This is a genomic window from Marinobacter sp. V032 (assembly GCF_052645435.1).
On sequence record NZ_JBQXYE010000004.1, the window covers coordinates 40853 to 63460 of the forward strand.

Annotated in this window: 24 protein-coding genes; 2 read left to right on the forward strand and 22 right to left on the reverse strand. The window is 56.5% G+C overall.

Annotated features, from left to right (window positions below):
- Positions 1 to 71: 71 nt before the first annotated feature.
- The 8 genes from ACUN9X_RS16025 to ccmA are packed head-to-tail and all read right to left on the reverse strand — an operon-like array spanning position 72 to position 5994.
- On the reverse strand, positions 72 to 557 hold the full coding sequence (locus ACUN9X_RS16025; protein WP_260034927.1) for a cytochrome c-type biogenesis protein: 486 nt from the start codon (positions 555 to 557) through the stop codon (positions 72 to 74).
- Entirely contained in the window at positions 558 to 1094 is a 537-nt protein-coding gene (locus ACUN9X_RS16030; protein WP_445473744.1) for a DsbE family thiol:disulfide interchange protein, read from the reverse strand.
- Positions 1091 to 3097: a heme lyase CcmF/NrfE family subunit gene (locus tag ACUN9X_RS16035; RefSeq protein ID WP_445473745.1), complete on the reverse strand. Its 2007-nt coding sequence runs from the start codon at positions 3095 to 3097 to the stop codon at positions 1091 to 1093. Before ACUN9X_RS16035 ends, ACUN9X_RS16030 begins: the two co-directional genes overlap by 4 nt.
- A 56-nt stretch (positions 3098 to 3153) precedes the next feature.
- Positions 3154 to 3603 carry a cytochrome c maturation protein CcmE gene (gene ccmE, locus ACUN9X_RS16040; protein ID WP_445473746.1) on the reverse strand — a complete coding sequence of 150 codons (450 nt, stop codon included), beginning with the start codon at positions 3601 to 3603 and terminating at the stop codon, positions 3154 to 3156.
- On the reverse strand, positions 3603 to 3839 hold the full coding sequence (ccmD, locus tag ACUN9X_RS16045; RefSeq protein ID WP_445473747.1) for a heme exporter protein CcmD: 237 nt from the start codon (positions 3837 to 3839) through the stop codon (positions 3603 to 3605). The genes ccmE and ccmD overlap by 1 nt, the downstream gene beginning before the upstream one ends.
- Positions 3839 to 4606 (reverse strand): heme ABC transporter permease, encoded by a 768-nt coding sequence (locus ACUN9X_RS16050; RefSeq protein ID WP_445473748.1) that lies wholly within the window; start codon positions 4604 to 4606, stop codon positions 3839 to 3841. Before ACUN9X_RS16050 ends, ccmD begins: the two co-directional genes overlap by 1 nt.
- A gap of 15 nt (positions 4607 to 4621) precedes the next feature.
- Positions 4622 to 5341 carry a heme exporter protein CcmB gene (gene ccmB, locus ACUN9X_RS16055; RefSeq protein WP_260034917.1) on the reverse strand — a complete coding sequence of 240 codons (720 nt, stop codon included), beginning with the start codon at positions 5339 to 5341 and terminating at the stop codon, positions 4622 to 4624.
- A 5-nt stretch (positions 5342 to 5346) separates the two neighbouring features.
- Positions 5347 to 5994, reverse strand: a complete 648-nt coding sequence (gene ccmA / locus ACUN9X_RS16060; protein ID WP_445473749.1) for a cytochrome c biogenesis heme-transporting ATPase CcmA — start codon at positions 5992 to 5994, stop codon at positions 5347 to 5349.
- 347 nt (positions 5995 to 6341) lie between these two features.
- On the opposite strand from ccmA, the gene fliK reads away from it, so the two are divergent.
- Both fliK and ACUN9X_RS16070 read left to right on the forward strand, forming a co-directional pair.
- Complete coding sequence (gene fliK / locus ACUN9X_RS16065) at positions 6342 to 7661, forward strand: flagellar hook-length control protein FliK (RefSeq protein ID WP_445473750.1); 1320 nt, start codon at positions 6342 to 6344, stop codon at positions 7659 to 7661.
- Positions 7658 to 7960, forward strand: coding sequence for an EscU/YscU/HrcU family type III secretion system export apparatus switch protein (locus tag ACUN9X_RS16070; protein ID WP_260034912.1), 303 nt, complete (start codon positions 7658 to 7660; stop codon positions 7958 to 7960). Before fliK ends, ACUN9X_RS16070 begins: the two co-directional genes overlap by 4 nt.
- Before the next feature lie 34 nt (positions 7961 to 7994).
- Here the strand turns inward: ACUN9X_RS16070 and ACUN9X_RS16075 are convergent, their stop codons facing one another.
- The 14 genes from ACUN9X_RS16075 to flhA form a co-directional block, all read right to left on the reverse strand.
- A complete protein-coding gene (locus ACUN9X_RS16075) occupies positions 7995 to 8384 on the reverse strand; it encodes a DUF2802 domain-containing protein (protein WP_260034911.1) in 390 nt (129 codons plus the stop codon).
- Between the two features lie 47 nt (positions 8385 to 8431).
- On the reverse strand, positions 8432 to 8920 hold the full coding sequence (locus ACUN9X_RS16080; RefSeq protein WP_260034909.1) for a chemotaxis protein CheW: 489 nt from the start codon (positions 8918 to 8920) through the stop codon (positions 8432 to 8434).
- Between the two features lie 134 nt (positions 8921 to 9054).
- The gene (locus tag ACUN9X_RS16085; protein ID WP_260034908.1) at positions 9055 to 9948 is read right to left on the reverse strand and encodes a chemotaxis protein CheW; all 894 of its coding nucleotides are present in this window, start codon (positions 9946 to 9948) and stop codon (positions 9055 to 9057) included.
- A gap of 51 nt (positions 9949 to 9999) precedes the next feature.
- Positions 10000 to 10782, reverse strand: a complete 783-nt coding sequence (locus ACUN9X_RS16090) for a ParA family protein (RefSeq protein WP_260034906.1) — start codon at positions 10780 to 10782, stop codon at positions 10000 to 10002.
- Between the two features lie 274 nt (positions 10783 to 11056).
- On the reverse strand, positions 11057 to 11842 hold the full coding sequence (gene motD, locus ACUN9X_RS16095) for a flagellar motor protein MotD (protein ID WP_445473751.1): 786 nt from the start codon (positions 11840 to 11842) through the stop codon (positions 11057 to 11059).
- Positions 11843 to 11857: 15 nt separating this feature from the next.
- Positions 11858 to 12598, reverse strand: coding sequence for a flagellar motor protein (locus ACUN9X_RS16100; protein WP_260034902.1), 741 nt, complete (start codon positions 12596 to 12598; stop codon positions 11858 to 11860).
- On the reverse strand, positions 12598 to 13722 hold the full coding sequence (locus tag ACUN9X_RS16105) for a protein-glutamate methylesterase/protein-glutamine glutaminase (RefSeq protein WP_445473752.1): 1125 nt from the start codon (positions 13720 to 13722) through the stop codon (positions 12598 to 12600). Before ACUN9X_RS16105 ends, ACUN9X_RS16100 begins: the two co-directional genes overlap by 1 nt.
- A gap of 17 nt (positions 13723 to 13739) precedes the next feature.
- Positions 13740 to 15929: a chemotaxis protein CheW gene (locus ACUN9X_RS16110; RefSeq protein ID WP_445473753.1), complete on the reverse strand. Its 2190-nt coding sequence runs from the start codon at positions 15927 to 15929 to the stop codon at positions 13740 to 13742.
- A 13-nt stretch (positions 15930 to 15942) separates the two neighbouring features.
- On the reverse strand, positions 15943 to 16737 hold the full coding sequence (locus tag ACUN9X_RS16115) for a protein phosphatase CheZ (protein WP_445473754.1): 795 nt from the start codon (positions 16735 to 16737) through the stop codon (positions 15943 to 15945).
- Between the two features lie 14 nt (positions 16738 to 16751).
- Entirely contained in the window at positions 16752 to 17138 is a 387-nt protein-coding gene (cheY, locus tag ACUN9X_RS16120) for a chemotaxis response regulator CheY (RefSeq protein WP_260034895.1), read from the reverse strand.
- A gap of 139 nt (positions 17139 to 17277) precedes the next feature.
- Entirely contained in the window at positions 17278 to 18024 is a 747-nt protein-coding gene (locus ACUN9X_RS16125; protein ID WP_445473755.1) for an RNA polymerase sigma factor FliA, read from the reverse strand.
- A 68-nt stretch (positions 18025 to 18092) separates the two neighbouring features.
- Positions 18093 to 18905 carry a MinD/ParA family protein gene (locus ACUN9X_RS16130; RefSeq protein ID WP_445473756.1) on the reverse strand — a complete coding sequence of 271 codons (813 nt, stop codon included), beginning with the start codon at positions 18903 to 18905 and terminating at the stop codon, positions 18093 to 18095.
- A 167-nt stretch (positions 18906 to 19072) separates the two neighbouring features.
- Entirely contained in the window at positions 19073 to 20356 is a 1284-nt protein-coding gene (flhF, locus tag ACUN9X_RS16135) for a flagellar biosynthesis protein FlhF (protein ID WP_445473757.1), read from the reverse strand.
- 55 nt (positions 20357 to 20411) lie between these two features.
- A complete protein-coding gene (gene flhA, locus ACUN9X_RS16140; RefSeq protein ID WP_445473758.1) occupies positions 20412 to 22583 on the reverse strand; it encodes a flagellar biosynthesis protein FlhA in 2172 nt (723 codons plus the stop codon).
- Positions 22584 to 22608 lie beyond the last annotated feature (25 nt).

Below are 22608 nucleotides of genomic sequence, written 5' to 3' on the forward strand. Positions count from 1 at the left end.
GGATTTAGGAGTCAGGGATAACCGGGCGCTTCTGGCACGGTTATCATTAATCTTTCGAGGCGCCAGCGCCATTAACGGCCATTGTCCGGCGCATCGGGGTCGTCAACCTGCGCCAGCATGGCATCCACCTTACTGCGCTCGTCCTCGGTTAAAACCGGTTCTGATGTCGCATTCCGGCGCGACCTTATGACGACGATCGCCACGGCGATCAAACCCAGAACAATCACAATCAACGGCGTAAACCAGAGCAGGAAGGTGCGAGGGTCCAGTTCAGGCCGATAGCGCACAAATTCACCAAACCGGGAGGTCATCGCCAGCATGATGTCTTCATTGCTCTGCCCTTCCTGCACCAGCTTATGCACAGCCTCGCGCATGTCGCTGGCAATTGGCGCATTGGAATCGGCAATACTCTGGTTCTGGCACTTGGGGCAACGCAGTTCTTTGGTCAGCTCCTGAAACCGCTCGCGGTCAGCATCAGACGCCAACGGATAAGACTCCGTACTGGCCTGGACTGTACCCACAACGCACAGGAGAATCACAAGAATCAGGGGTCTCAATTAACTGTCCTCCCGTAATTCGCGGATTCGGGGCTCAAGTTCAGTTTCCCAGAGCTCATTGTCAACCACGCCAACATGACGGAACCGGACGATTCCTTTTGAATCAATAATGTAGGTTTCGGGGGCACCGTAAACGCCGAGGTCAAAACCCAGTTTGCCCTGGGGATCAAACAACACCAGTTCATAAGGATTGCCCAGCTCATCCAACCACTGCAAAGCAGCGTCACGGTTATCCTTGTAATTCAGGCCATATATGGGCACACCCTCATCGCGGGCAAGGCGCACCAGATCCGGATGCTCAACCCGACATGACGGACACCAGGTGCCCCACACATTCAGCAACACCACCTTCTGTTCAAATACATCCGAACGGTATCGCTGGTCCGGGTTCTGCAACGACGCCAACTCGAATTCCGGCATGGGTTTGCCAATCAACGCGGACTCAAGCGCCGACTTGTCTTTGCCGATACCGGCAAACAACACCACACCAAGACCAACCGCCAACAACAAGGGAATAAACAGTAGCAACCGCTTCATGAGGCGTTTCCTGTAACCGGCTCTGATTTCGGGTCGTTTGAGGATACAGCACTGGTTTTCGCGGCATTCTGCTTAACCCGAATCCGGTAACGCTTATCAGAAATTGCCAGCGCACCACCCAGCGCCATCAGCAATGCGCCCAACCATACCCAGCGCATCAGCGGTTTGTATTGCACCCGAACGGCCCAGGCATCGTCACCTACAGGTTCTCCGAGTGCCACAAACAGGTCGCGGAATAATCCGGCATCAATACCTGCCTCGGTCATCACGCTCCGCTGAACACGGTATACCCGCTTTTCCGGATACAGGGTGGCCACAGGCTCGCCATCGCGGGTGATATCAAAGGTGCCGCGCTCGGCAGAGTAATTCGGTCCTTCATGGTGGCTGATACCTGAGAAACGGAATGTAAGATCACCGATTGAGGTGGTATCGCCCTCCACCATCCGCACATCCCGCTCAATACCATAGCCGGTCACCACGGTTGCGCCGGCCATAATGACGGCCACACCCAGATGACCGATCACCATGCCGTAATAACTGCGGGTAAGACGTTTGAGGCCATGCCAATGCCCCTGTTTGGAAGACGATTTCATCCACAGATCGCGACCGGTGGCGACCAGAATCCATGCCGCTGCGAAGCAACCCGCAAAGGCCCAGGGTTTGAGCTCGCCCATCCACAATGGAACGGCAACCGCCAGCAGCAGGCTGATCGATGCCGGCCAGAGCACCTGGCGCCCTAGCCAGCCGCCATCCGTTTTCTTCCAGCGAGAGAAGATGCCCGCACCCATCAACAGTGATATCGCTATCGCAACCGGGCTGAAGGTAAGGTTGAAGAAGGGTTCACCGACTGACAGAGAGCCTGCGTCGAGATAGTCGAGTACCAGCGGGTAGAGTGTTCCAACCAGCACCAGCAACATCGCCGCCATCAGCAGTACATTGTTGAGTAACAGGAAAATCTCGCGGGACATCGAGCCGTAGCGCACGCGGGTATGCACCACCGGTGCACGGAACGCGTAGAGTGTGAGCGATGTGATTATGGTAATCGCCAATAGTGCGATCAGGAACTGACCGCGCTCCGGGTCCGACGCAAAGGCGTGAACCGACGTCAAAACGCCCGAGCGTACAAGGAAAGCCCCCAGCAAGCTAAGCGAGAAGGTGATAATTGCGAGCAGCACGGTCCAGCTTTTAAACACGCCCCGCTTTTCTGTCACCGCAAGTGAATGCATGAGCGCAGTGCCCGCAAGCCAGGGCAGTAATGATGCGTTTTCAACCGGGTCCCAGAACCACCAGCCGCCCCAGCCCAACTCGTAATAGGCCCACCAGCTACCCAGCGCAATGCCGACGGTCAGAAAACACCAGGCAACCGTTGTCCAGGGGCGCGACCAGCGAGCCCAGGCAGCATCGAGCCGGCCGTTAATCAAGGCGGCGATAGCGAACGCGAACGCCACCGAGAAGCCGACGTACCCCATGTAGAGCATAGGCGGATGCACGACCAGACCAAAATCCTGCAATAGCGGGTTCAGATCTGCACCATCAGTGGGGATATTCGGCAACAGGCGCTCAAACGGATTGGAGGTCACCAGGCTGAACAGCAAGAACCCCACGCTGATCACGCCCATAATCGACAACACCTGAGCAACAAGGTCCGATGGCAGCTTGCGGCTAAAGGCGGCAACGGCCAGAGTCCAGCCAGCGAGAATCAGAATCCACAACAACAAAGAACCTTCGTGACTGCCCCAGACTGCACTGAATTTATAGTACCAGGGCATCATGCTGTTGCTGTTATTGGCCACATAGGCCACTGAGAAATCATCCGTGAGGAAGGCCTGCGTCAATGCTGCGAACGCAATCGCCACAAAAACAAACTGTCCACACGCAAGCGGGCGGGCAAATGCCAGCAGCGCCGGCCGCCCCGTCAGGGATCCGGCCATGGGAATAACGGCGAGCAATCCTGCCAGCAGCAACGCGAGTATCAGTGCGAAATGGCCAAACTCGGGAACCATTCACTTCTCCAAAACGATGTATTTGTTGTGTTGACGGCCCGATAAAGGCCCACAGCTCAGTTGGTAGACGTATCCGCCGCAGGCGATTTACCTTTCATTGCTTTGGCAACTTCCGGCGGCATGTAATTCTCGTCGTGTTTGGCCAACACCTGGTCCGCCACAAACACGCCATCATTATTCATTTTTCCCATCGCCACGATGCCCTGACCTTCTGCAAACAGATCCGGCAGGATACCGGTGTACTGCATGGTCACCGAGTGTTTGAAATCGGTGACATTAAAACTCACCAGAAGGCTGTCCGGATCACGTTCAACACTGCCCTCCTCGACCATGCCGCCGGCGCGGATACGCACATCAGCCGGCGCCTCTCCTGCCGCTATCTGACTGGGATCGTAGAACAGGTTGATATTCTGGCGAAATGCATAGGTGACCAGCCCGACCGCGATACCCAGCCCTATCAGGAGAAACAGAATAATGGTCAGTCGTCGTTTGCGTTGTGGGTGCATTACAGCGTCTCGTTGTCTAAGTCTGAAGCAGATACGGGGGACGGTTCAGCGGCCTTTGCCTGCTGATGGCTGCGCAGACGCTGCTGCCACTGTTCACGGCGAATCACCTGTCGACGCTGTGCCCGCGACCAGATCACCAGTGCGACGATGGCCACAACGAATACGCCATAGCAGGTCCACACGTAAGGACCATGCCCGCCCATTTCCCAAAACTGTTGAAGGGAATCAAAAGCCATCAGTCTGTCACCTTGGCCGACGCGCGGGAGTTACCGGTGCCCATGATGGCTTTGACCCAGCTCGACCGGCGTTCCCGATAAAGAATTTCATTCTGCATACGTAAACATGCGATCCAGCCAAAGAAAAGATAGAGCGCCAACACCATCACCAGCAGCGGCACCCACATTTCCGGTGGCATGCTGGGTTTCTCGGTCAGCTTGAAAGTGGCGGGCTGATGCAGCGTGTTCCACCACTCTACGGAGTATTTGATAATCGGTATGTTGACGACGCCAACCAATACCAGCACTGCCACAGCGCGGGCCGACGATTTTTCGTCAGCAATCGCATTACCCAGCGCAATTACGCCGCAGTAGAGAAAGAGCAAGATCAGCATGGAGGTTAGTCGGGCGTCCCAGATCCACCAGGTGCCCCAGGTTGGTTTGCCCCATACCGCACCTGTAAACAGCGCCAGAAATGTCAGCACTGCGCCCACCGGCGCCACCGCCTTGACGAACACATCCGCCAGCTTCATGCGCCAGACCAGCGTCACAATGCCGGCAACTGCCATCATCACGTAGGCAGACTGTGCAAGAAAGGCCGTGGGTACATGAATGAAAATGATTCGGTAACTGTTGCCCTGCAGGTAGTCAGGCGGTGCAAATGCCAGCCCCCAGACCATCCCTGCCACCATAAGCAGAAGGCTGGAGCCCAACAGCCACGGCATGAAACGCGATGCGATACCGTAGAACCATTTGGGCGAACCCAGCTTGTGAAAAAACTGCCACATCTGTTCAGACTCCAATCAACTGTTCGAAACACTGATGCGCAGTGCAGCAGCGGTCGCAAAAGGGGCACAGGTAATAGCGACGACCAGCAAAGCCCCCAGCAGCGCGATATAGCTCCCCACCGGTAAACCGGCTGCCACTGCCGTAACCGTGCCGGTACCGAAAATAAGGACCGGGATATAAAGCGGAATAATCAACAAAGAAAGCAGTATGCCAGCCGACCTGAGACCCAGAGTCAGTGCCGCACCAATAGCCCCGATAAAACTCAACACCGGTGTTCCGACCAGCAAGGTTAGACACAGGTACCCGATAGAGTTCCCGTCGAGATGCAACATTACCCCGAGCACCGGCGTCATCAACACCAGCGGCAGCCCGGTAACCAGCCAGTGACTGAACACCTTGACCAATACCATCAGGTAGAGCGGCTGTGGCTGAAGCAACATTTGCTCGAGTACCCCTTCGTCAAAATCATGACGAAACAGATGATCGAGCGACAACAAGGTCGACAGCAATGCCGCAACCCAAAGGATACCGGCACCGGACTGGCGTAAAAACTCAACCTCCGGACTGACGCCAAGCGGAAATAGCGCCACCACCATCACAAAGAAGATCAGCGGATTGAACAGTTCCTGACGACGGCGGAAATTGGCCAGCAGATCACGGCGCAACACGCCCAGCAGTGCCGGTAAAACAGGCTGGCTTTCCTGACGGGGGGTAAGACGAGGTAATTTCAGCATCGCGCTCAAAATGAATCCTCAGCTGCAGGCGCAAACCTGGCCAGCGACAGTGAACGGGCACCGTCTACATGCAGCGGGTGGTGTGTCGTCAGAATAACCGCACCGCCAGCCGACATACGTTTATGCAGCAGGCGTTCGAGCGATGCCACGCCATCCTTGTCGATGGCGGTAAAGGCCTCGTCCAGAATCCACAACGGCTCATCCGAGAGATACAACGCAGCCAGTGCGACACGCCGCTGCTGCCCTGCTGAAAGATGATGACAAGGGACATGAATAAACGGGAACAACGCCACCGCATCCAGAGCTGATTCGAGCTGTTCGTCACCTACACCGGGCTTGCCGGAAAGCTGGGCGCGGAGATTCTCCAGCGGCGTCAGCAAAGGCTTGATCCCCGGGCGATGGCCAATATAAAGCAGGTTGCGCAAAAAATGCTCCCGCTGCCGTGCAAGGGGTTCGCCACACCATCGAATCTCACCTTCAAACCCTGTATGCAGACCCGCAAGCATACGCAACAAGGTGGTTTTCCCCGACCCGTTGGGGCCCTCGATCTGTAGCAAATCGCCAGGCGCAACCGCCAGCTCCAGATCGACAAAAAGCAGCCGGTCGTCCCGCTCACAGGAAAGGCCGCTGGCTTGTAGAAGTGGAACTGGCATTGGGGATCCTGAATAGCGAGGAATGGCCACGCGTCATATTCACTATACTGACGACAGGGGCGGAAAATATGCGTCGCAAATTATAACGAAACTGACACCAGTTTGCCTTGCCCCGTCGCCGATTGTTGGGGTGATATTACAAAACGTCACGAGCGAGGCTTTAAAGCCCCGCCAGAGCAACAGACAGCGCGATATCCCGCCGGATTAATTCGTTAACAGAAGGGGGCACGGCCAATGGGCAAAGAAAGCCGGATTAGCGTACTCTAGAAGCCTGAAACTGAAGAACAATAGAGCGCCGTCCCGGGCTCACCCTGCGGTGCAATGACCAAGCGAACAGAAGACAGCAGATGAAATTACCGGATTCCGGTCAGCCCCGGCCAACACCGGAGCCAACACCCGCCAAAAGTGCAGCCGCAACCGCCACAGGAAAAGTGGCGGGCGAGGCCCTTGATGCACGTCAGCTACTGGATCAGCTGCAGCTTCGTCAAAGCCAGCAGGTGCTGGCCAAGGTCACCCGGGTGCTTGAGAAAACAGGCTCGTTACCTGAGCAGCTGCTACTGGATGTGCGCGGCAAGCCGCTGGTCGTCAACAGTGATGCCAAGCTTCAGCCCGGCGACTGGCTCAGCATGGTGAGAATCGGCAACGAGTTGCGACTGATGGAGCAGCTTCAAGGCGGCAATACCCCTCAGGCCCGCATAGCCCAGCAACTTGCCCAACACTTGCCGTGGCAGCACCGACTTGATCAGGGGTTGGCACAGCTATCTCAACTGCTTAACAGCAGCGCCTCGCAGGCAAGCCCCCTGCAACAGCTCAATGCCAGCGCACTGGAATCCGTACGCAGTGCACTGCAATCGCTGGTCCAGCACCTGCCCAAAGCAGGGGAACTCACGCCCGGCACCAATAGCGATCCAATTCAGACGTTGCGCAAATGGGTGCAGGATAGCGGCCTGTTTGCCGAATCCAGGCTGACGCGCTCGCCCGAAGGCGCCCAGACCGACCTCAAGCTGGCACTGGGCCGAGTGGTGGCAGCATTGCTGACAGCTCAGGGCGAACAGCCCGAAGCTTTCAACCGCTATACCCCAATGACCAGTGACGATCTGGTGCAGTCACCACTGCAGTTCCCCCAGGCTGTCTCCACGCAGATGCCCGTCACCCGTCAGGACACCATGACGACCGGCCAGATGCTGCGTTTGCTCGCCGGCATGCTGAACCGTATTACGGTTAATCAGCTTCACAGCCAGACACTGACCACGCGCACCACGGTAGATGGCCCGGCCGCACCCACCTGGCTACTGGAGCTTCCATGGCTGGATACCCAGGAGCAGCCCCGGACAGCACAGCTGCGTCTCGAACGCCACGACCCTGACGACAACAACCAGGCTCAGCGCGCGCGTCGCAAGGTAACCGAATGGCGGTTAACGCTGTCTCTCGATCTGGACGAAGCCGGCGCTGTAACTTTCGAGGCAGCCCTTCAGCACCAGCAGATTTCAACCCGCATATGGGCAGACAAGACGGATACCTTGCGACAGGCAAATGAAGAGTTACCGGCACTGCGGAAAAGGCTGACCGAGCTGGGACTAGAAGTGGTAGAGCTGGAATGCCGGCGTGGTCAGCCGCAAACTGCGCGGACCCAGTTGGATCATCGATTGGTGGATATCAAGGCATGACACATCAGACAGATGACAAAGCGTATCGTCGGGATTCGGCGGTTGCGCTCAAGTATGACGGCAAACGCGCCCCGACGATTGCCGCTACCGGCACCGACGAGTTGGCGAGAGAGATCATTCGGATCGCAAAAGAGAATGGCGTTCCGCTTTTCGAGAACGCCGAACTGGCGGGCATTCTTGCCCGGCTGGATCTTGATGCTGAAATTCCGGAAACCCTGTACCGGGTGATCGCCGAAATTCTGTCATTCGCTTTCCACTTGCAGGGCCGAACACCGGACAACGTCAGATCCGAGACCTAGCGCTCCGCCCGCTTGTGCTATTCGACCCGCCCTATCAGGCAACCTGACGCTTGCGCAACGCCGAGACCAACTCCGCTTCAGGGCGGGAAATGCCGCAGTTGTTCATCAGTTCATCAACGTTGGCACCAAGATCGACAAGTCGCGATGCTTCGTCATAAGAGACGCGCAACGGATCATTCTGACGCATTTCTTCCATTGCACGACGCAACTCATGAACACCACGCTCGCAGGCAATAACCCGCTGCCCTACGCCCATGCTGCCGCTGCTGGTCGCATGCAGTTCACGCCCGAAGGTTTCGAAGCTATCACGAAAACGTGCTTCCAGACGCTGGATGCGCCGGCGGTTGAGCACTGTCTGAATGCCAAGCAGTGTCATCACAATTGCGGTGAGTGCCCAGGGTGCCATGCTTTGCCAGTCTGCCATCTCTCTTCTCCTGATCTGGCAGCATCACACCCGGGGTATCGGGGGTGTCAGAGCGAGGCGATTTCCGCCCACTCGTGACCTGCCAGCATTTTGTCGAACTCAACCAGTATGATGAGTTCACCGTTTTTGTTGCATACACCCTGGATGAACTTGGCGCTCTCCTCGTTCCCCACGTTGGGTGCAGTCTCGATCTCGCTGGATTTCAGGTAAACCACTTCGGCTACCGAATCCACCAGAATACCCATCACCTGCTGGGAAGACTCCATCACGACAATGCGCGTTGCATCGGTGACTTCAGCATCCATTAGGCCAAAGCGCCGGCGGGTATCAATCACCGTCACCACGTTGCCGCGCAGGTTGATGATGCCCAGTACATAATCCGGCGCACCCGGTACAGGTGCGATTTCCGTGTAACGCAGCACTTCCTGGATCTGCATTACATCAATACCGTAAGTTTCGTCATCAAGCCGGAAAGTAACGTACTGGAGTACTTTGTTTTCCTGGCTTTGGGTCTGCTGTCCGCTTGGGGCTGCCATAGTGCTACGTCTCCGTCACGGGCGCCCCGGGGGCACCGCATATGAACTGTCAAAATTCCAACACGTATGCCCCTTACTATAGAACAGGGCACAAAGCGTGCCAGCCTCATCGAAGGCTGACGCATTAATTCGGTTCAGCTCAGATCGAGCTGGTGTTCAGTCTCGGCGCGGGACAGTAGGTGCGACATCGCCCTGACATCCAGCAAGGCACACATCTGATCAATCACCGTGCCCGCAAGCCAAGGCCGCCGGCTGCGCTCAGAGCGCCACTTCACATCATCCGGATGCAACCTGAACGACTGCGCCACATTATCACATGCCAGTCCCCAGTCACTGTCATCCAGCCTGATCACAAAACGATAACCATCGCGCGCATCGTCGGGGACACGTCCCGCCATGACCCACTCAGCGGTATCCACCACCCGCAGGTTGCGCCCTCCAAACGGCATCATTCCCATAAACCAGCGTGGCCGCCCGGGAATCTCGTGCAATTCGGCTTCCATCGGATGGATCGCACCCAGTAATACCAGAGGCACCGCTAACTGTAGCCCCGCAACCCGGAAGATCAAACACTCGAATGCATTCTCTGCCCATTCTGGACGGCCCTGGGTTTCCGGCATGGCGACCGGGGCTGGCTGCGGCTTTTCTGCGACAACAACCCTCTGCTTCTCAGCCTCGCGTCGCGCCTTGATAGCTGCGGCAGCCTGGCGGGCCCGTTCACGACGTGCAGCCCTTTCGACCGCCAGCGATTCTTCACGTCGGCGCTGCTGCTCGGCCTGTAACAATGCTACCCGCTGCTGCTCAGCCAGAACGCGATCGGCGCGAAGACCCTCATCAACAACGGGTTTCGCCTCAGCGCTATCCGCTATATCGCCAACATCAACGCGCTCCGCTGAATCAGAAGCAGCCTCTTCCGGCACAACCGTGTCCACAGACTGGGTTGTCGCCGAATGTAGCAGCTCATCCAGATAGTGCGTCAGTGCCGACGTAGGGTCGGCATAGGCTGTCTTCTGATGCTGTTTTTCCATCACCAGGCGCCCGTCATTCTGCTATACCGTCAACAATATGACGCCGAGACATCATGCCCGCTCCTTCTCCTGCGAAAGCAAGTCGTCCAGCAGGCGTCGATAGGCACGAACGCCGTGGGTGTCAGCGTAAAGCGCAGAAGGTACCTGCCCTTGTTCACTGGCATCCCGGAACTTGGTATCAACCGGAACGGCAAAGCGCCAGAGTTCGTCCGGATAGGCTTTGCGCAGTGCGTTCAGGCTGTGCATCGACGCCTGGGTGCGGCGATCAAATAATGTCGGCACGATCGTATATGGCAGCGGGTTGTTCCGGGAGCGCATAATCATTTGCAGCGTGTTGATCATCCGCTCCAGGCCTTTCATCGCAAGGAACTCGGTCTGTACCGGCACAATAAGCCGCTGCGATGCCGCCAGAGCATTGACCATCAACACGCCCAGTGACGGGGTGTTGTCCAGCAGCACGTAATCGAAATCATCCCAAAGCTGAGCGAGTGAGCGGGAAATAATCAGCCCCATACCTTCAACGCCGGCCATTTTGCGCTCAAGCGTGGCCAGTGCCGCACTGGCAGGCAAAATCGACAAGCGTTCGCAACTTGTCGGCTGAAGCAGCTGGGCAGGCAAGCCTTCGGGTACTTTTCCCTGATGCTGGAACAGATCAAAGGCACTGTGGGCGAGACGATCCGGATCATAGCCGAACCAGCTGGTCAGTGAGCCATGGGGATCCAGGTCGACAACGAGCACACGTTTGCCGGATTCTGCGAGCAGCCCGCCCAGCGTCACCACAGACGTTGTTTTACCGACACCGCCTTTTTGATTGGCGACCGCCCAGATTCGCACGTTGAATTCTCCTGACACCGCTAATGTTGTCACCAGCCCGATAGATTGCAGCCCGCCGAATCCGTGGAAGACCTTGAATGGGTATCGACAGATACCCCGGAAACTTTAGAAGATTGAAGCCCGACAGCGGAAAAGGTCTCATGCCGGCAAACAACGTCCGTTTATGACACCACACTGACGACTTTACCCAATGAAGGGCAAAGATTTGCCTTTAACCGGGCTTTCTACTTAGGACTAATACAGATTTTGTGCCAGCTTCCTGGATGGGCGAAATTTAGCGTACTGCGCCCCTGATACTGGCATCCCGGGATATCAGCAATACAACCCGACGGTTCCGCTTGCGGCCTTCGGTCGTATCATTTCTCGCCACCGGCTGAAACTGCCCGTAGCCAATGGCCGCCATGCGCTGCGGGTCAACTTTGTTCATGCTCAACAGACGCACAACCGCTGCCGCCCTGGCAGCGGACAACTCCCAGTTTGACGGAAATGCCCGGGTCTGGATTGGGCGATCATCGGTAAAGCCCTCAACGCGAATGGCATTGTCCTTGTCCGCCAGCACTTTCGCGATAGACTCAATCACCGGAAACGCGTCGTAATGGGGTTCCGCATCGCCTGAACCGAACAGCAGGCTGTTTCTCAGCGTCAGTTCGATCCACTCATCATTGGTTTCGACCGATATCAGCCCCTGATTAATCAACTCCTCAAAGGTATCGCTCAACTGGTTCGCCATTGTCCTGAGGGCGTCGGTTCGCTCCGCTTCTTCCTCGGCGGTATTCGCCGGAGACTGGGCGACTGGCGGCCTGATAACGGACTCGTCGGGACGATTGTCGGGCTGAGAAACGCGTTCGCCCACGGCAATGGGAACTACCGAACGTTGGGGGGCATTGAACACGCCGGTCAGTGTTTCAGACAGCACTTTGTACTTGCCCTCGTTGACCGAAGAAACGGAATACATCACCACAAAGAATGCGAACAGCAGGGTTATAAAATCAGCGTAGGAGATCAGCCAGCGCTCGCTGTTATGCATATCCTGTTCTTGTCTACGCCGCCGTTGCCGCATTGCGATCACTCCGGTTTACTGGATAAACCCGCGCAGGCGGAGTTCAATGGAGCGGGGATTCTCCCCCTCTGCGATCGCGATAATCCCGTCTATCATCATGTCCTCATAACGGGACCGCTGACGGACGATAGACCGCAGCTTGTTAGCAACAGGAAAAAACAACAGGTTGGCGAGGGCGACCCCGTAAATCGTCGCCACAAATGCGGTTGCGATGCCGGCGCCGAGCGTGCTGGGATCTTCCAGATTGGTCATGACCTGAATCAGACCCATAACCGCACCGATGATGCCGATCGTTGGTGAATAGCCTCCCATGGCTTCGAACACCCGTGCAGCTTCCAGATCGCTCTGTTCGCGCGAATCCAGATCAACTTCCATAATATTGCGTATGGATTCAGGTTCCGCACCATCGACCAGCAATTGCAGGCCTTTGCGGGCAAACTTCTCCGGTTCTTTCTCTGCCAGCCCTTCCAGCCCCAGCAAACCCTGTTTGCGAGCCCGAACGCTCCAACTGATGACCTTGTCGATCCCGTCTTCGAGACCGATATAAGGTGGCACAAATACCCAGCGAGAGATCCCCGCAGCCCGTTTGAGTATGGGCCATGAGGTTTGCAGAATGGTTGCTGCCAGCGTACCGCCAATCACAATCAGGGCCGCGGGGCCGTTGAACAGCGAACCAAGAGCACCGCCTTCCAACAGGTTACCGCCAAGCAAGGCTGCGAATGCGAGAATGACACCCAGTATGCTGAGAAAATCCATCAGCTCACGCCTTCGGTCAGCCGTGGACAAAACTCTTCCAGCGACAGCACTTCATCGCTCAGTCCCGCCTTCGCTACAGCCATCGGCATGCCATAAATGACGGATGATTTCTCATCCTGCGACCAGACAACACCGCCGCCCTGCTTCACCATCCGGCAACCTTCTTTTCCGTCGGCGCCCATCCCGGTCAGGATGATGCCCAGGGTTTTACCGGGATAGCTGCGAGCCAGGGACCCAAACGTGACATCTACACAGGGCTTGTACGTCAGGCGGTCATCACCCGGCAATATCCGGACACGGCCGTGAGGCCCCTTGTTTTCGATCATCATCTGCGTGCCACCCGGCGCCAGCAACGCAAGCCCGGGCCTGAGGCTATCGCCGTCTTCTGCCTGTCGGACCTCGATCTGGCAAAGCTTGTTGAGGCGGTCTGCAAAGGCTGGAGTAAAGCTGGCAGGCATATGCTGAACCAGCACGATGGGCGCAGGAAAATTTGAACGTAATCCGGTGAGCACCCGCTGAAGCGCGATCGGTCCACCGGTTGACGTGCCGATTGCCACAACACTGAAGTGCCGTGGTGCCGCCCGCCGGCCAGGGCGCGCCGGTTCAGGGTTCGCAGCTGCGGACGCCCGGCGAACCGGCGCAACCGGTCGTTCCGGTGCTTGCGGCGGAGGTGTTCTGCCAGGAGCGGAGCGGGCTGCAGGTGACGGCGCCGCGCTGGTGCCGGGTCGACTGCGGGCAACACTGACAATCCGGTCTTTCAGGATGCGCTGCAGGTCGCTGGAGTCGCGGGCAATTTCTTCAAAATTCTTGGGCAGGAAATCGACAGCGCCGGCATCAAGCGCATCAAGGGTGACCCGGGCGCCTTCGTAGGTCAGCGACGAAAACATCAGCACCGGCACCGGACGCCGGCTCATGATCTCACGAACCGCGGAGATGCCATCCATAATCGGCATCTCATAATCCATGGTGATCACGTCTGGCTTGAGCGATTCCGCCATCTCAACGGCTTCACGACCGTTGGTCGCCGCACCGATAACCCGAATGTTGCCAGACGCATTCAGTATCTCGGTCAGCCGCTTGCGGAAAAAACCCGAATCATCAACGACGAGGACAGAAATCGTCATGCAGGAGCCTTATCAGATTAGCCGTAGTGTTGAAGCAGACTGGGTACATCAAGAATCAGTGCGATTCTGCCGTCTCCGGTGATGGTGGCGCCTGACATACCAGGGGTGCCGTTCAGCATGCGGCCCAGAGGCTTGATTACGACCTCCTCCTGGCCAACCAGCTGATCCACCACAAAGCCCACCCGTTTGGTACCCATTGCCACAATGACCACATGGCTTTCGGTCGTTTCAGGCTCACTGCTGGCGCCATGCACCAGCCACTTCTTGATATAGAACAGTGGGAACACCTTGTCCCGGACCACAATACATTCGCGCCCATCGACAATGTTCTTCTTGGTCAGATCAAGGTGGAATATCTCAACCACGTTCACCAGCGGCAGAGCAAACGACTGGTCTCCCAGCATGATCATCAGCGTCGGCATGATCGCCAGCGTCAAGGGCACCTTGATGACAATGCGGGAGCCCTTGCCCATCGACGACTCGATGTTGATCATACCGTTGAGCTGGCCAATTTTGGTTTTGACCACATCCATGCCAACGCCACGGCCGGACACATCTGAAATCTGCTCCTTGGTTGAAAAGCCGGGCGCAAAAATCAGGTTAAAGCATTCGGTTTCTGTCAGGCGATCTGCGACATCCTGCTCAAACAGCCCTTTCTCAACCGCCTTTCGGCGCAGGACATTCGGATCCATCCCCGCGCCATCGTCTTCAATCACCAGCAGTATGTGATCACCTTCCTGCTCTGCAGACAGGGTGACAAGGCCGGTACGCGGCTTGCCCGCTTTTTCCCGCACATCTGGCAGCTCGATGCCGTGGTCGACCGAGTTGCGCACCAAGTGAACAAGCGGATCCGACAAGGCCTCAACAAGGTTTTTGTCGAGATCGGTGTCTTCACCGTGCATCACCAGATTGATTTCTTTTTTGAGGTTTCGCGCCAGGTCCCGGACAACACGGGGGAAACGGCCAAACACCTTTTTGATTGGCTGCATCCGGGTCTGCATTACCGCCGACTGGAGATCGGTTGTAACCACGTCCAGGTTGGAGACGGCTTTTTGCATGTGCTCGTCTTCACTTGCTCCCCCCAGACGCTGAAGACGATTACGCACCAACACCAGCTCGCCCACCATATTCATGATGTCATCGAGGCGTTTGGTATCAACCCGCACCGTCGTCTCGCCAGCCGCCGCAGGCGCAGTTTTGGCGTCGGGTTCATCGCCACGCGCAGCGGGCGCAGCCGGTTGTTTGGCAGGCTCAACTTTTTTCGCTGGCTCCGCTTTCTTCTCGGGAGCCGGCTTGGCCACTTTTGGCGCAGGTTTTGGCGCCTCAGGCTTTTTACCTTTTCCGTGCAGGTCGTCCAACAGTGACTCGAATTCGTCATCGCTGATCAGGTCGTCGTTGCCGCCTGCTGCACTGGCTTCAGGCTCGGCTGCCGCAGCCTTGAACTGGCCTTTGCCATGAAGCTCATCAAGCAGCGACTCAAACTCGTCATCGGAAATCTCGTCGCCGCCCGCCGCTGGCGCACTGGATTCAGTCGCAGGCTTTGATGCAGGCGCGCCGCCGGAGTGCTTCCCTTTACCATGCAGATCGTCAAGCAGGCTTTCGAACTCGTCATCGGAGATCTCGTCTGCGCCACCACCGGTTGCAGGTTCCGGCGTTGCTGCCGGCGCATCCTTACCCTGAAGCGCATCCAGCAGCTGTTCAAACTCGTCGTCGGTAATATCCCCGTTCTCGGCAGCCGGTTGCTCAGGCTCTGAGGCTTCTTCGGCCACAACAGATTCAGGCTCAGCCTCAACTTCAGCAGCCGACTCGCCCTCGACCTCAGGTTCGGCCAGCGCGTCAAGCGCTTGTATCAGTTCGGGAGCGGCGGGTGTAGGGTCTTCCTGGTTGCGGACCTGATCAAACATCAGGTTGACGTTGTCCAGTGCCTCAAGCACCACGTCCATTAATTCAGAGGTCACTCTGCGTTTACGATTACGCAGTGTGTCAAACACGTTCTCGGCGGAATGGCAGCAACCCACCAGCGCATCAAGCTGCAAAAAGCCGGCGCCGCCTTTTACCGTGTGGAAACCGCGGAAAATGGCATTCAGCAACTCACCGTCGTCCGGATTGCGTTCCAGATCGACCAGTTGTTCAGACAACTTCTCCAGTATCTCGCCAGCTTCTACCAGAAAGTCCTGAAGAATTTCTTCGTCAGCATCAAACGCCATGCGGAATCCTCACTCAAAATCCCAGACTGGACAGCAGGTCATCAACATCGTCTTGCCCGGATACGACGTCTTCGCGCACTTCGGCATTCATTTGCGGGCCTTCGCCCTTCTCGATACCCGATTTTTTGGATGCATCGGGGCCAAGTTCATGCACGGTGCCGGTGATCTTGTCGACATGGCTGGCCATCACCACCAGGCTCAACATCTGATCTTCCACTTCTTTCACCAGCGCGGTGACTTTCTGAATCACCTGACCTGTCAGGTCCTGAAAATCCTGAGCCAGCAGTATTTCGGAGAGGTGGCCATAGAGTACTTCTGCGTCAGTCGCCGTTTTCTCGAAATAAAGATCGAGGCGGTGGTAGAGTTCGCGAAACTCGTCTGCTTTCATTTCACGCCGGCGCAACTTTGCCCACTCTTCGCGAAAGGCTCGCGACTGCTCGATCATGGCCTGCGCCTTGGGCATCGCCTCTTCGACCAGATCCATCGTGCGGTTGGCCGCTTTGCCTGTCATCTGCACCACGTATGCAAGGCGATCGGACGCATCTGACATCTTCGACAGTGCTTCGTCCTGTTCGGCGTTCTGCGGATCAATCTGAAAATTGCGAATGGCTTCGTGCAGACTCCGGGTCAGTCGCCCCACTTCCTGATAAAGGCTCTGATCGCGCACATCATTCAATTCGTTGATCAGGCCCATCGCTGCAGCATAATTGCCGGCGTCAACCTGCTCTTTGAGCTGATCGGCCTGAAGGTGCAGCTTTGCAACAACGTCAGCATCAAGCGCGCCTTTATTGTTCGTTTTTTTGCTCATGATCGACGCTCAGCTTACGACTGGATTCGTTCGAAGATCTTCTCGATCTTTTCCTTCAGCACAGCGGCCGTAAATGGCTTGACCACATAACCGTTGACCCCCGCCTGCGCCGCCGCAACGATCTGATCGCGCTTGGCTTCTGCCGTTACCATCAGCACTGGCAAGCTTTTCAAAGCATCATCAGCCCTTACCGCTTCCAGCAACTCGAAGCCGGACATGCCGGGCATATTCCAGTCGGTCACCAGGAAATCATACTTGCCGCTTTTCAGCATCGGCAGCGCGGTGTTGCCATCATCGGCTTCATCGGTATTGGTAAAGCCAAGATCCCGCAGCAGGTTCTTGATGATCCGACGCATCGTGGAAAAGTCGTCCACGATGAGTATTTTCATGTTCTTGTCCAATGGGACCTCCACTGATTACAGTCCGCAATGCAAGGGGTTATGACCTTGCAACCAAGTCTAGCAGTCATATCCAAAAGCACAGTCTATTCGTTAAGAGCAGTGCAATCTGTATGAAATTAGTTACCAAACGCTAAAAATTTCAGGTACTTAATTCGTCTTGCCAATCCGCCAGCCTGGACTTGAGCCTCAAAGCCGCCTGGCTGTGTATCTGACTTACCCGACTCTCACTGACCCCGATAACAGCACCAATCTCTTTCAGGTTCAGTTCTTCCTGATAATAAAGATTGAGCACCAGCTTCTCCCGCTCGGGAAGCTCATCAATAGCCTCGGCCAGATTCTTGCGAAACGCACCTGAAGAAATGTTTTCGTAGGGCGCATCCGCAACGGCATCTACATCGTCTATCGGCAGCTCGCCCGATTCATTTAGCTCATCGAGACTAAATAATCGGCCGCCGCTGCTATCAGCGAGGCATGAGTAGTATTCGTCGAGGGACATTTCCAGCTCGTCCGCCACTTCAGCATCCTGGGCTTCACGCCCTTTGCGGTTTTCAACGGTGCGGATAGCCTGGGCGACACGACGGGCATTGCGATGGACGGAACGAGGCACCCAATCGCCTTTGCGGATTTCGTCAACAATGGAACCGCGAATGCGGATGCCGGCATAGGTTTCGAAAGAGGCGCCTTTGGTTGCCTCGTATTTCTGGGCGGCTTCAAGCAAGCCGATCATTCCGGCCTGCATGAGGTCTTCAAGCTGCACTGACGCCGGCAAACGGGCGAGCAGGTGAAGGGCGATTTTTTTGACGAGCGGCGCATGTTGCTCAACGAGCTGATGGGGACCGCGTTCGCCGGTACGATTATAGATTCCCAGGCTTTTTACCAACGTCATGAGTCCGGATTACCTGTTATTGTTCAGACGACCTTCATGCGGCTGTGCTCTTGGGATGGGGCACAGTCTCAGGCATCTACCAGACGTTCAATGAAGAACTCAAGATGCCCGCGCGGCGAGGATGGCAATGGCCATGCGTCCACCTTTTGGGCCAGCGCCTTGATAGCAAGTGAGGCTTTGGCGCGAGGATAGGCGTCAAGCACTGCGCGTTGACGTTGCACCGATTTTTTGACCGCCTCGTCATAAGGCACTATGCCTACATATTGTAGCCCAACATCAAGGAAACGTTCGGTTACCCGCGTGAGCTTTTCATAGAGGTGCTTTCCTTCCTGCTCATTGCGTACCTGATTGGCAAGAATACGAAAACGGTTGGTGCCGTAATCCCGATTCATCAGCTTTATCAAGGCGTAGGCATCAGTAATGGAAGTGGGTTCATCGCAGACGACCAGCAGAAGTTCCTGCGAGGCACGCAGAAAACTCACTACAGATTCGGAAATACCGGCAGCGGTGTCAACAATCAGAACATCGATCTGATCGCCCAATTCGCTAAAAGCATTAATCAGTCCGGCGTGCTCCATGGATGACAGCTGCGTCATGCGCTGAGTGCCTGACGAGGCCGGCACAATTTTTATACCGCCCGGGCCATCAACCAGGACATCCTTCAGGCTGCACTCCCCCGACAGGACGTCAGAGAGATTGTGCGTTGCGGTGACACCCAGCAGTACGTCGATATTTCCCAGGCCAAGATCAGCATCCAGTACGACAACCCTGCGCCCCATCTGGGCCAGTGCAATAGCCAGATTGACAGAGACATTGCTCTTGCCAACGCCTCCCTTGCCGCCTGATACGGCGATTACCTGAACCGGGTTTGCTCTACTCATACCGGATGCGGTCTCTCACGACGAATTGGATCCATATGGCCGGCGCTGTGCCAGCTACTTTTGTAGTCTCGCGCCTGTTTTACTCCAGACATCCGATATCTGTCAGCCGGCGTTATTCCTGTACTTTATCCCTGTACGTTCTGTTTCTGCGCCATCATTGTTTCCGGTCAGGCACCTTCGGCGGCAGGCGCAAGCTCCCGCGCTTCGCGCAACCTTTCGACACCCAACTTGACGAGCGATACGGCCTGCGCCGAATGGATATCCTCCGGAATCTTCTGGCCATCTGTAAAGTACGCCACCCGAAGCCCGGTTTCCATAGCAAATCCAAGTACTTCGCCAAGTGTCAGTGCTTCATCAAGTTTGGTCATGATGCAGCCCGCCGGATTCGCCATCTTATAGCAATGCCATGTGGATTTCATAATACGCGGCTGACTGGTCGCCGCCAGCACCAGGTATGGGCGCACCGGGTGGTAGCTGGAAGCAAGTTCATTCAGTTGCTCCTGGTGCCCCCGGTCTGATTGAGTCAGGCCTGCAGTGTCAATCAAGACCAGTCGTTTATCCGACAGGTCATCAAGAATCTGATCCAGCGAGTGGCTTTCGTCAACAACCCTTACCGGCACGTTCAGTATGCGGCCAAACACAAATAACTGCTCGTGGGCCGCGACCCGGTAGCGATCGGTAGTGACCAGTGCAATTGAGTCAGCACCGTGACGCAACACGTAACGTGCCGCCATCTTGCCGATAGTTGTCGTCTTGCCGGAACCGGTAGGGCCGACCAGTGCCACAATACCGCCCTCTTCAATGACTTCCTGCTGCTGGGTTTTAACCCCGGCGGCCAGTGTTCTCAGCGCTTTCTTCCAACCTTCGTCAAGACGACCGGAACCGTGATTGTGCGAGAGGGTCGCCGCCAGCTTGGACGAAAGACCGAACTCTTCCAGACGCTCACGCAATCGCTGCTGACTGGCATCAAGCGCCTTGGAGACGGATGCGGGTTGGGTGGCGGAAGAGTCGGGCGCACGACCGCTGACCATGTCCCGCAGATTGTGCAGCTCTGCCCGCATGGCCTCGAGTGCAACCTGGGTCGCATCCTGCTGGGGTTCAGGCGCAGCAGGCGCGTTATCCTCCGGCATTGAGAAGTCCGGCACGGGTTGCTTGATCTGACGACGCCCACGAATATCGCGAATGCGATCCCGCGAGCGCTCGAGCTCCTGCTCCAGCCGCAGGTGCTGGTCAGCCTGCATTTCCGCCAGTTGCGAGCCGTTGGTCGCTTCCATGGCGGCGCTGCCCAAACGCTGACGCGCCAGATTTTCGTCGTAGTTCAGTGCCGTCACAATTTCGACGCCACCGTCTACCCGACGGTTTGAAAGAATAACTGCGTCTTCGCCCATATCCAGACGCACCATCTTCAGGGCTTCTGTCATAGTTGATGCAAAGAACCGTTTTACTTTCATGGTGAGCTACCTCCGGTGGTGCCGGTTATCCGGCGCCGCTGTTCTTTACGACCTTTTACTGGCCGACCGATGCGACAATCGTAATCTGTTTGTTATCCGGCACTTCCTGATAAGACAGAACGTGCAGGCGTTCAATTCCGTAGCTGGCGAACCGCGCCATCGCATGCCTGAGCGGGGCCGAGACCAGCAGTATTGCTGGCTTGCCCATCATTTCCTGGCGCTGGGCGGCGTCCTGTAATGACCGCTGCAGCTTTTCAACCATATTGGGCTCAAGCACCAGGCCAATATCATCCTGGCCGCCAGATTGTTGACTCTGTTGCACTGACTTCAGCAACATCTGTTCCAACTCTGGATCTAGCGTGATCACAGGGATTTCAGAATCACTGCCGCTGATGCTCTGGACGATCATCCGCCGCAGTGCCTGGCGGGCGGCTGTAGTCAGTACACGTGCGTCCTGGGTTTTCGGCTGCACGTTAACGATGGCCTCGGCAATCGAGCGCATGTCGCGGATCGGCACTTCTTCTTTCAGCAGGCTTTGCAGTACTTTCAGCAGCAGACTGATGGTGAGCGTGGTTGGAACCAATTCCTCTGCAAGCTTTGGCGAGATTTTTTCAAGTTGTTCCAGCCACTTCTGGACCTCTTCATGTCCCAGCAGCTCATGGGCATGCTTCTGAAGGATCTGGTTGAGGTGCGTCGCCACCACGGTGCTGGCATCCACTACGGTATACCCCAGCGTTTGCGCCTGATCTTTTTTGTCCGGTTCAATCCACGAGGCATCCAGACCAAACGCCGGATCTTTGCCTTCGATGCCCTCAATTTTGCCGAACACCTGCCCCGGGTCGATCGCCAGTTCGCGATCAGGATGAATCTCGGCTTCAGCCAGCGTGACCCCCATCAACGTAATGCGGTAAACGTTTGGCATCAGGTCCAGGTTGTCGCGAATATGAACCGAAGGCATCAAAAAGCCGAGATCCTGCGACAGCTTCTTGCGCACACCTTTAATACGGGTCAGCAGTTGCCCACCCTGGGTCTTGTCCACCAGCGGAATGAGGCGATACCCCACCTCAAGCCCAACGATATCGACCGTGGCGACATCATCCCAACCCAGCTCTCTATTTTCAGAAGGCCCGGGCAATGCATGGGGTGCGCCTTCGCCACCGTGAGGTCCCGCTGCCGGCGATGCTGTGCGGGGTACACCGGTTCCGCCGCGGGCCGGGAATACGCTGTCGTCTTCTTCGGTCTGGGCCTGCTTCTTCCAGATCAGGTATGCCGTACCAGCGGAAAGAAAACCCAGGCCGAGAAACGCAATGTGCGGCATACCCGGAATGACACCCAGAATAATAAGGATGGCAGCGGCAATAGCCAAAGCCCGAGGTGCTGTGAACATCTGGGACAGGATCTGCTGACCCATGTCCTGACTGGAGGTGACGCGCGTCACCATGATGGCAGCTGCAGTCGACAGCAACAGCGACGGAATCTGGGCGACCAGACCGTCACCAATGGTCAGAAGTGCATAATTGCGCATGGCGTCAGCGAACGACAGATCGTGTTGCATCATGCCAATGGCGACACCACCTACAAGGTTGATCGCCAGAATCAGCAGGCCTGCAACTGCGTCACCTTTTACGAACTTGCTGGCACCGTCCATTGAACCGTAGAAGTCAGCTTCCTGCGCGATCTCGGACCGGCGGGCCTTTGCGTCGTCCTGATTAATCAGGCCGGCGTTCAGGTCAGCGTCGATAGCCATCTGCTTGCCGGGCATGGCATCCAGGGTAAATCGGGCGCTCACTTCCGACACCCGGCCAGCGCCTTTGGTGACAACCATGAAGTTGATGATCATCAGGATCGCAAACACCACGATACCGACCGCATAGTTGCCGCCGATGAGCACTTCACCAAAGGACTCGATCACCTTACCGGCAGAAGCGCCGCCTTCATGGCCGTGCAGCAGAACAATTCGCGTAGAGGCAACGTTCAACGCCAGACGCAGCAACGTGGCTACCAGCAGAACCGTCGGAAAGGCCGCAAATTCCATTGGGCGCAGTGCATACACACCAACCAGCAGAATGACGATAGACAGGGTGATATTGAAGGTAAACAGCACGTCCAGCAGGAAGACCGGCATCGGCAGAATCATCATGCCGAGCAGCGCCATCAGCAGTATCGGAATACCGAGACTGCCGTTCGCCATAGATTTGACGTTATTCAGGACGAGCGCTCTGTCCATTCCCTGTTTATCTCCGGTTACAACG

What these genes read in the sequence shown, in the direction of transcription:
- ccmB (WP_260034917.1), bottom strand. Translation starts at nt 5,341, where the DNA reads ATGCTGAAATTACCTCGTCTTACCCCCCGTCAGGAAAGCCAGCCTGTT.
- ACUN9X_RS16050 (WP_445473748.1), bottom strand. Translation starts at nt 4,606, where the DNA reads ATGTGGCAGTTTTTTCACAAGCTGGGTTCGCCCAAATGGTTCTACGGT.
- ACUN9X_RS16130 (WP_445473756.1), bottom strand. Translation starts at nt 18,905, where the DNA reads ATGAGTAGAGCAAACCCGGTTCAGGTAATCGCCGTATCAGGCGGCAAG.
- ccmA (WP_445473749.1), bottom strand. Translation starts at nt 5,994, where the DNA reads ATGCCAGTTCCACTTCTACAAGCCAGCGGCCTTTCCTGTGAGCGGGAC.
- ccmD (WP_445473747.1), bottom strand. Translation starts at nt 3,839, where the DNA reads ATGGCTTTTGATTCCCTTCAACAGTTTTGGGAAATGGGCGGGCATGGT.
- ACUN9X_RS16035 (WP_445473745.1), bottom strand. Translation starts at nt 3,097, where the DNA reads ATGGTTCCCGAGTTTGGCCATTTCGCACTGATACTCGCGTTGCTGCTG.
- ACUN9X_RS16075 (WP_260034911.1), bottom strand. Translation starts at nt 8,384, where the DNA reads ATGGCAGACTGGCAAAGCATGGCACCCTGGGCACTCACCGCAATTGTG.
- flhF (WP_445473757.1), bottom strand. Translation starts at nt 20,356, where the DNA reads ATGAAAGTAAAACGGTTCTTTGCATCAACTATGACAGAAGCCCTGAAG.
- ACUN9X_RS16080 (WP_260034909.1), bottom strand. Translation starts at nt 8,920, where the DNA reads ATGGCAGCCCCAAGCGGACAGCAGACCCAAAGCCAGGAAAACAAAGTA.
- ACUN9X_RS16030 (WP_445473744.1), bottom strand. Translation starts at nt 1,094, where the DNA reads ATGAAGCGGTTGCTACTGTTTATTCCCTTGTTGTTGGCGGTTGGTCTT.
- ACUN9X_RS16115 (WP_445473754.1), bottom strand. Translation starts at nt 16,737, where the DNA reads ATGAGCAAAAAAACGAACAATAAAGGCGCGCTTGATGCTGACGTTGTT.
- motD (WP_445473751.1), bottom strand. Translation starts at nt 11,842, where the DNA reads ATGCGGCAACGGCGGCGTAGACAAGAACAGGATATGCATAACAGCGAG.
- fliK (WP_445473750.1), top strand. Translation starts at nt 6,342, where the DNA reads ATGAAATTACCGGATTCCGGTCAGCCCCGGCCAACACCGGAGCCAACA.
- ACUN9X_RS16070 (WP_260034912.1), top strand. Translation starts at nt 7,658, where the DNA reads ATGACACATCAGACAGATGACAAAGCGTATCGTCGGGATTCGGCGGTT.
- ACUN9X_RS16105 (WP_445473752.1), bottom strand. Translation starts at nt 13,722, where the DNA reads ATGACGATTTCTGTCCTCGTCGTTGATGATTCGGGTTTTTTCCGCAAG.
- ACUN9X_RS16085 (WP_260034908.1), bottom strand. Translation starts at nt 9,948, where the DNA reads ATGGAAAAACAGCATCAGAAGACAGCCTATGCCGACCCTACGTCGGCA.
- ACUN9X_RS16100 (WP_260034902.1), bottom strand. Translation starts at nt 12,598, where the DNA reads ATGGATTTTCTCAGCATACTGGGTGTCATTCTCGCATTCGCAGCCTTG.
- ccmE (WP_445473746.1), bottom strand. Translation starts at nt 3,603, where the DNA reads ATGCACCCACAACGCAAACGACGACTGACCATTATTCTGTTTCTCCTG.
- flhA (WP_445473758.1), bottom strand. Translation starts at nt 22,583, where the DNA reads ATGGACAGAGCGCTCGTCCTGAATAACGTCAAATCTATGGCGAACGGC.
- ACUN9X_RS16125 (WP_445473755.1), bottom strand. Translation starts at nt 18,024, where the DNA reads ATGACGTTGGTAAAAAGCCTGGGAATCTATAATCGTACCGGCGAACGC.
- ACUN9X_RS16110 (WP_445473753.1), bottom strand. Translation starts at nt 15,929, where the DNA reads ATGGCGTTTGATGCTGACGAAGAAATTCTTCAGGACTTTCTGGTAGAA.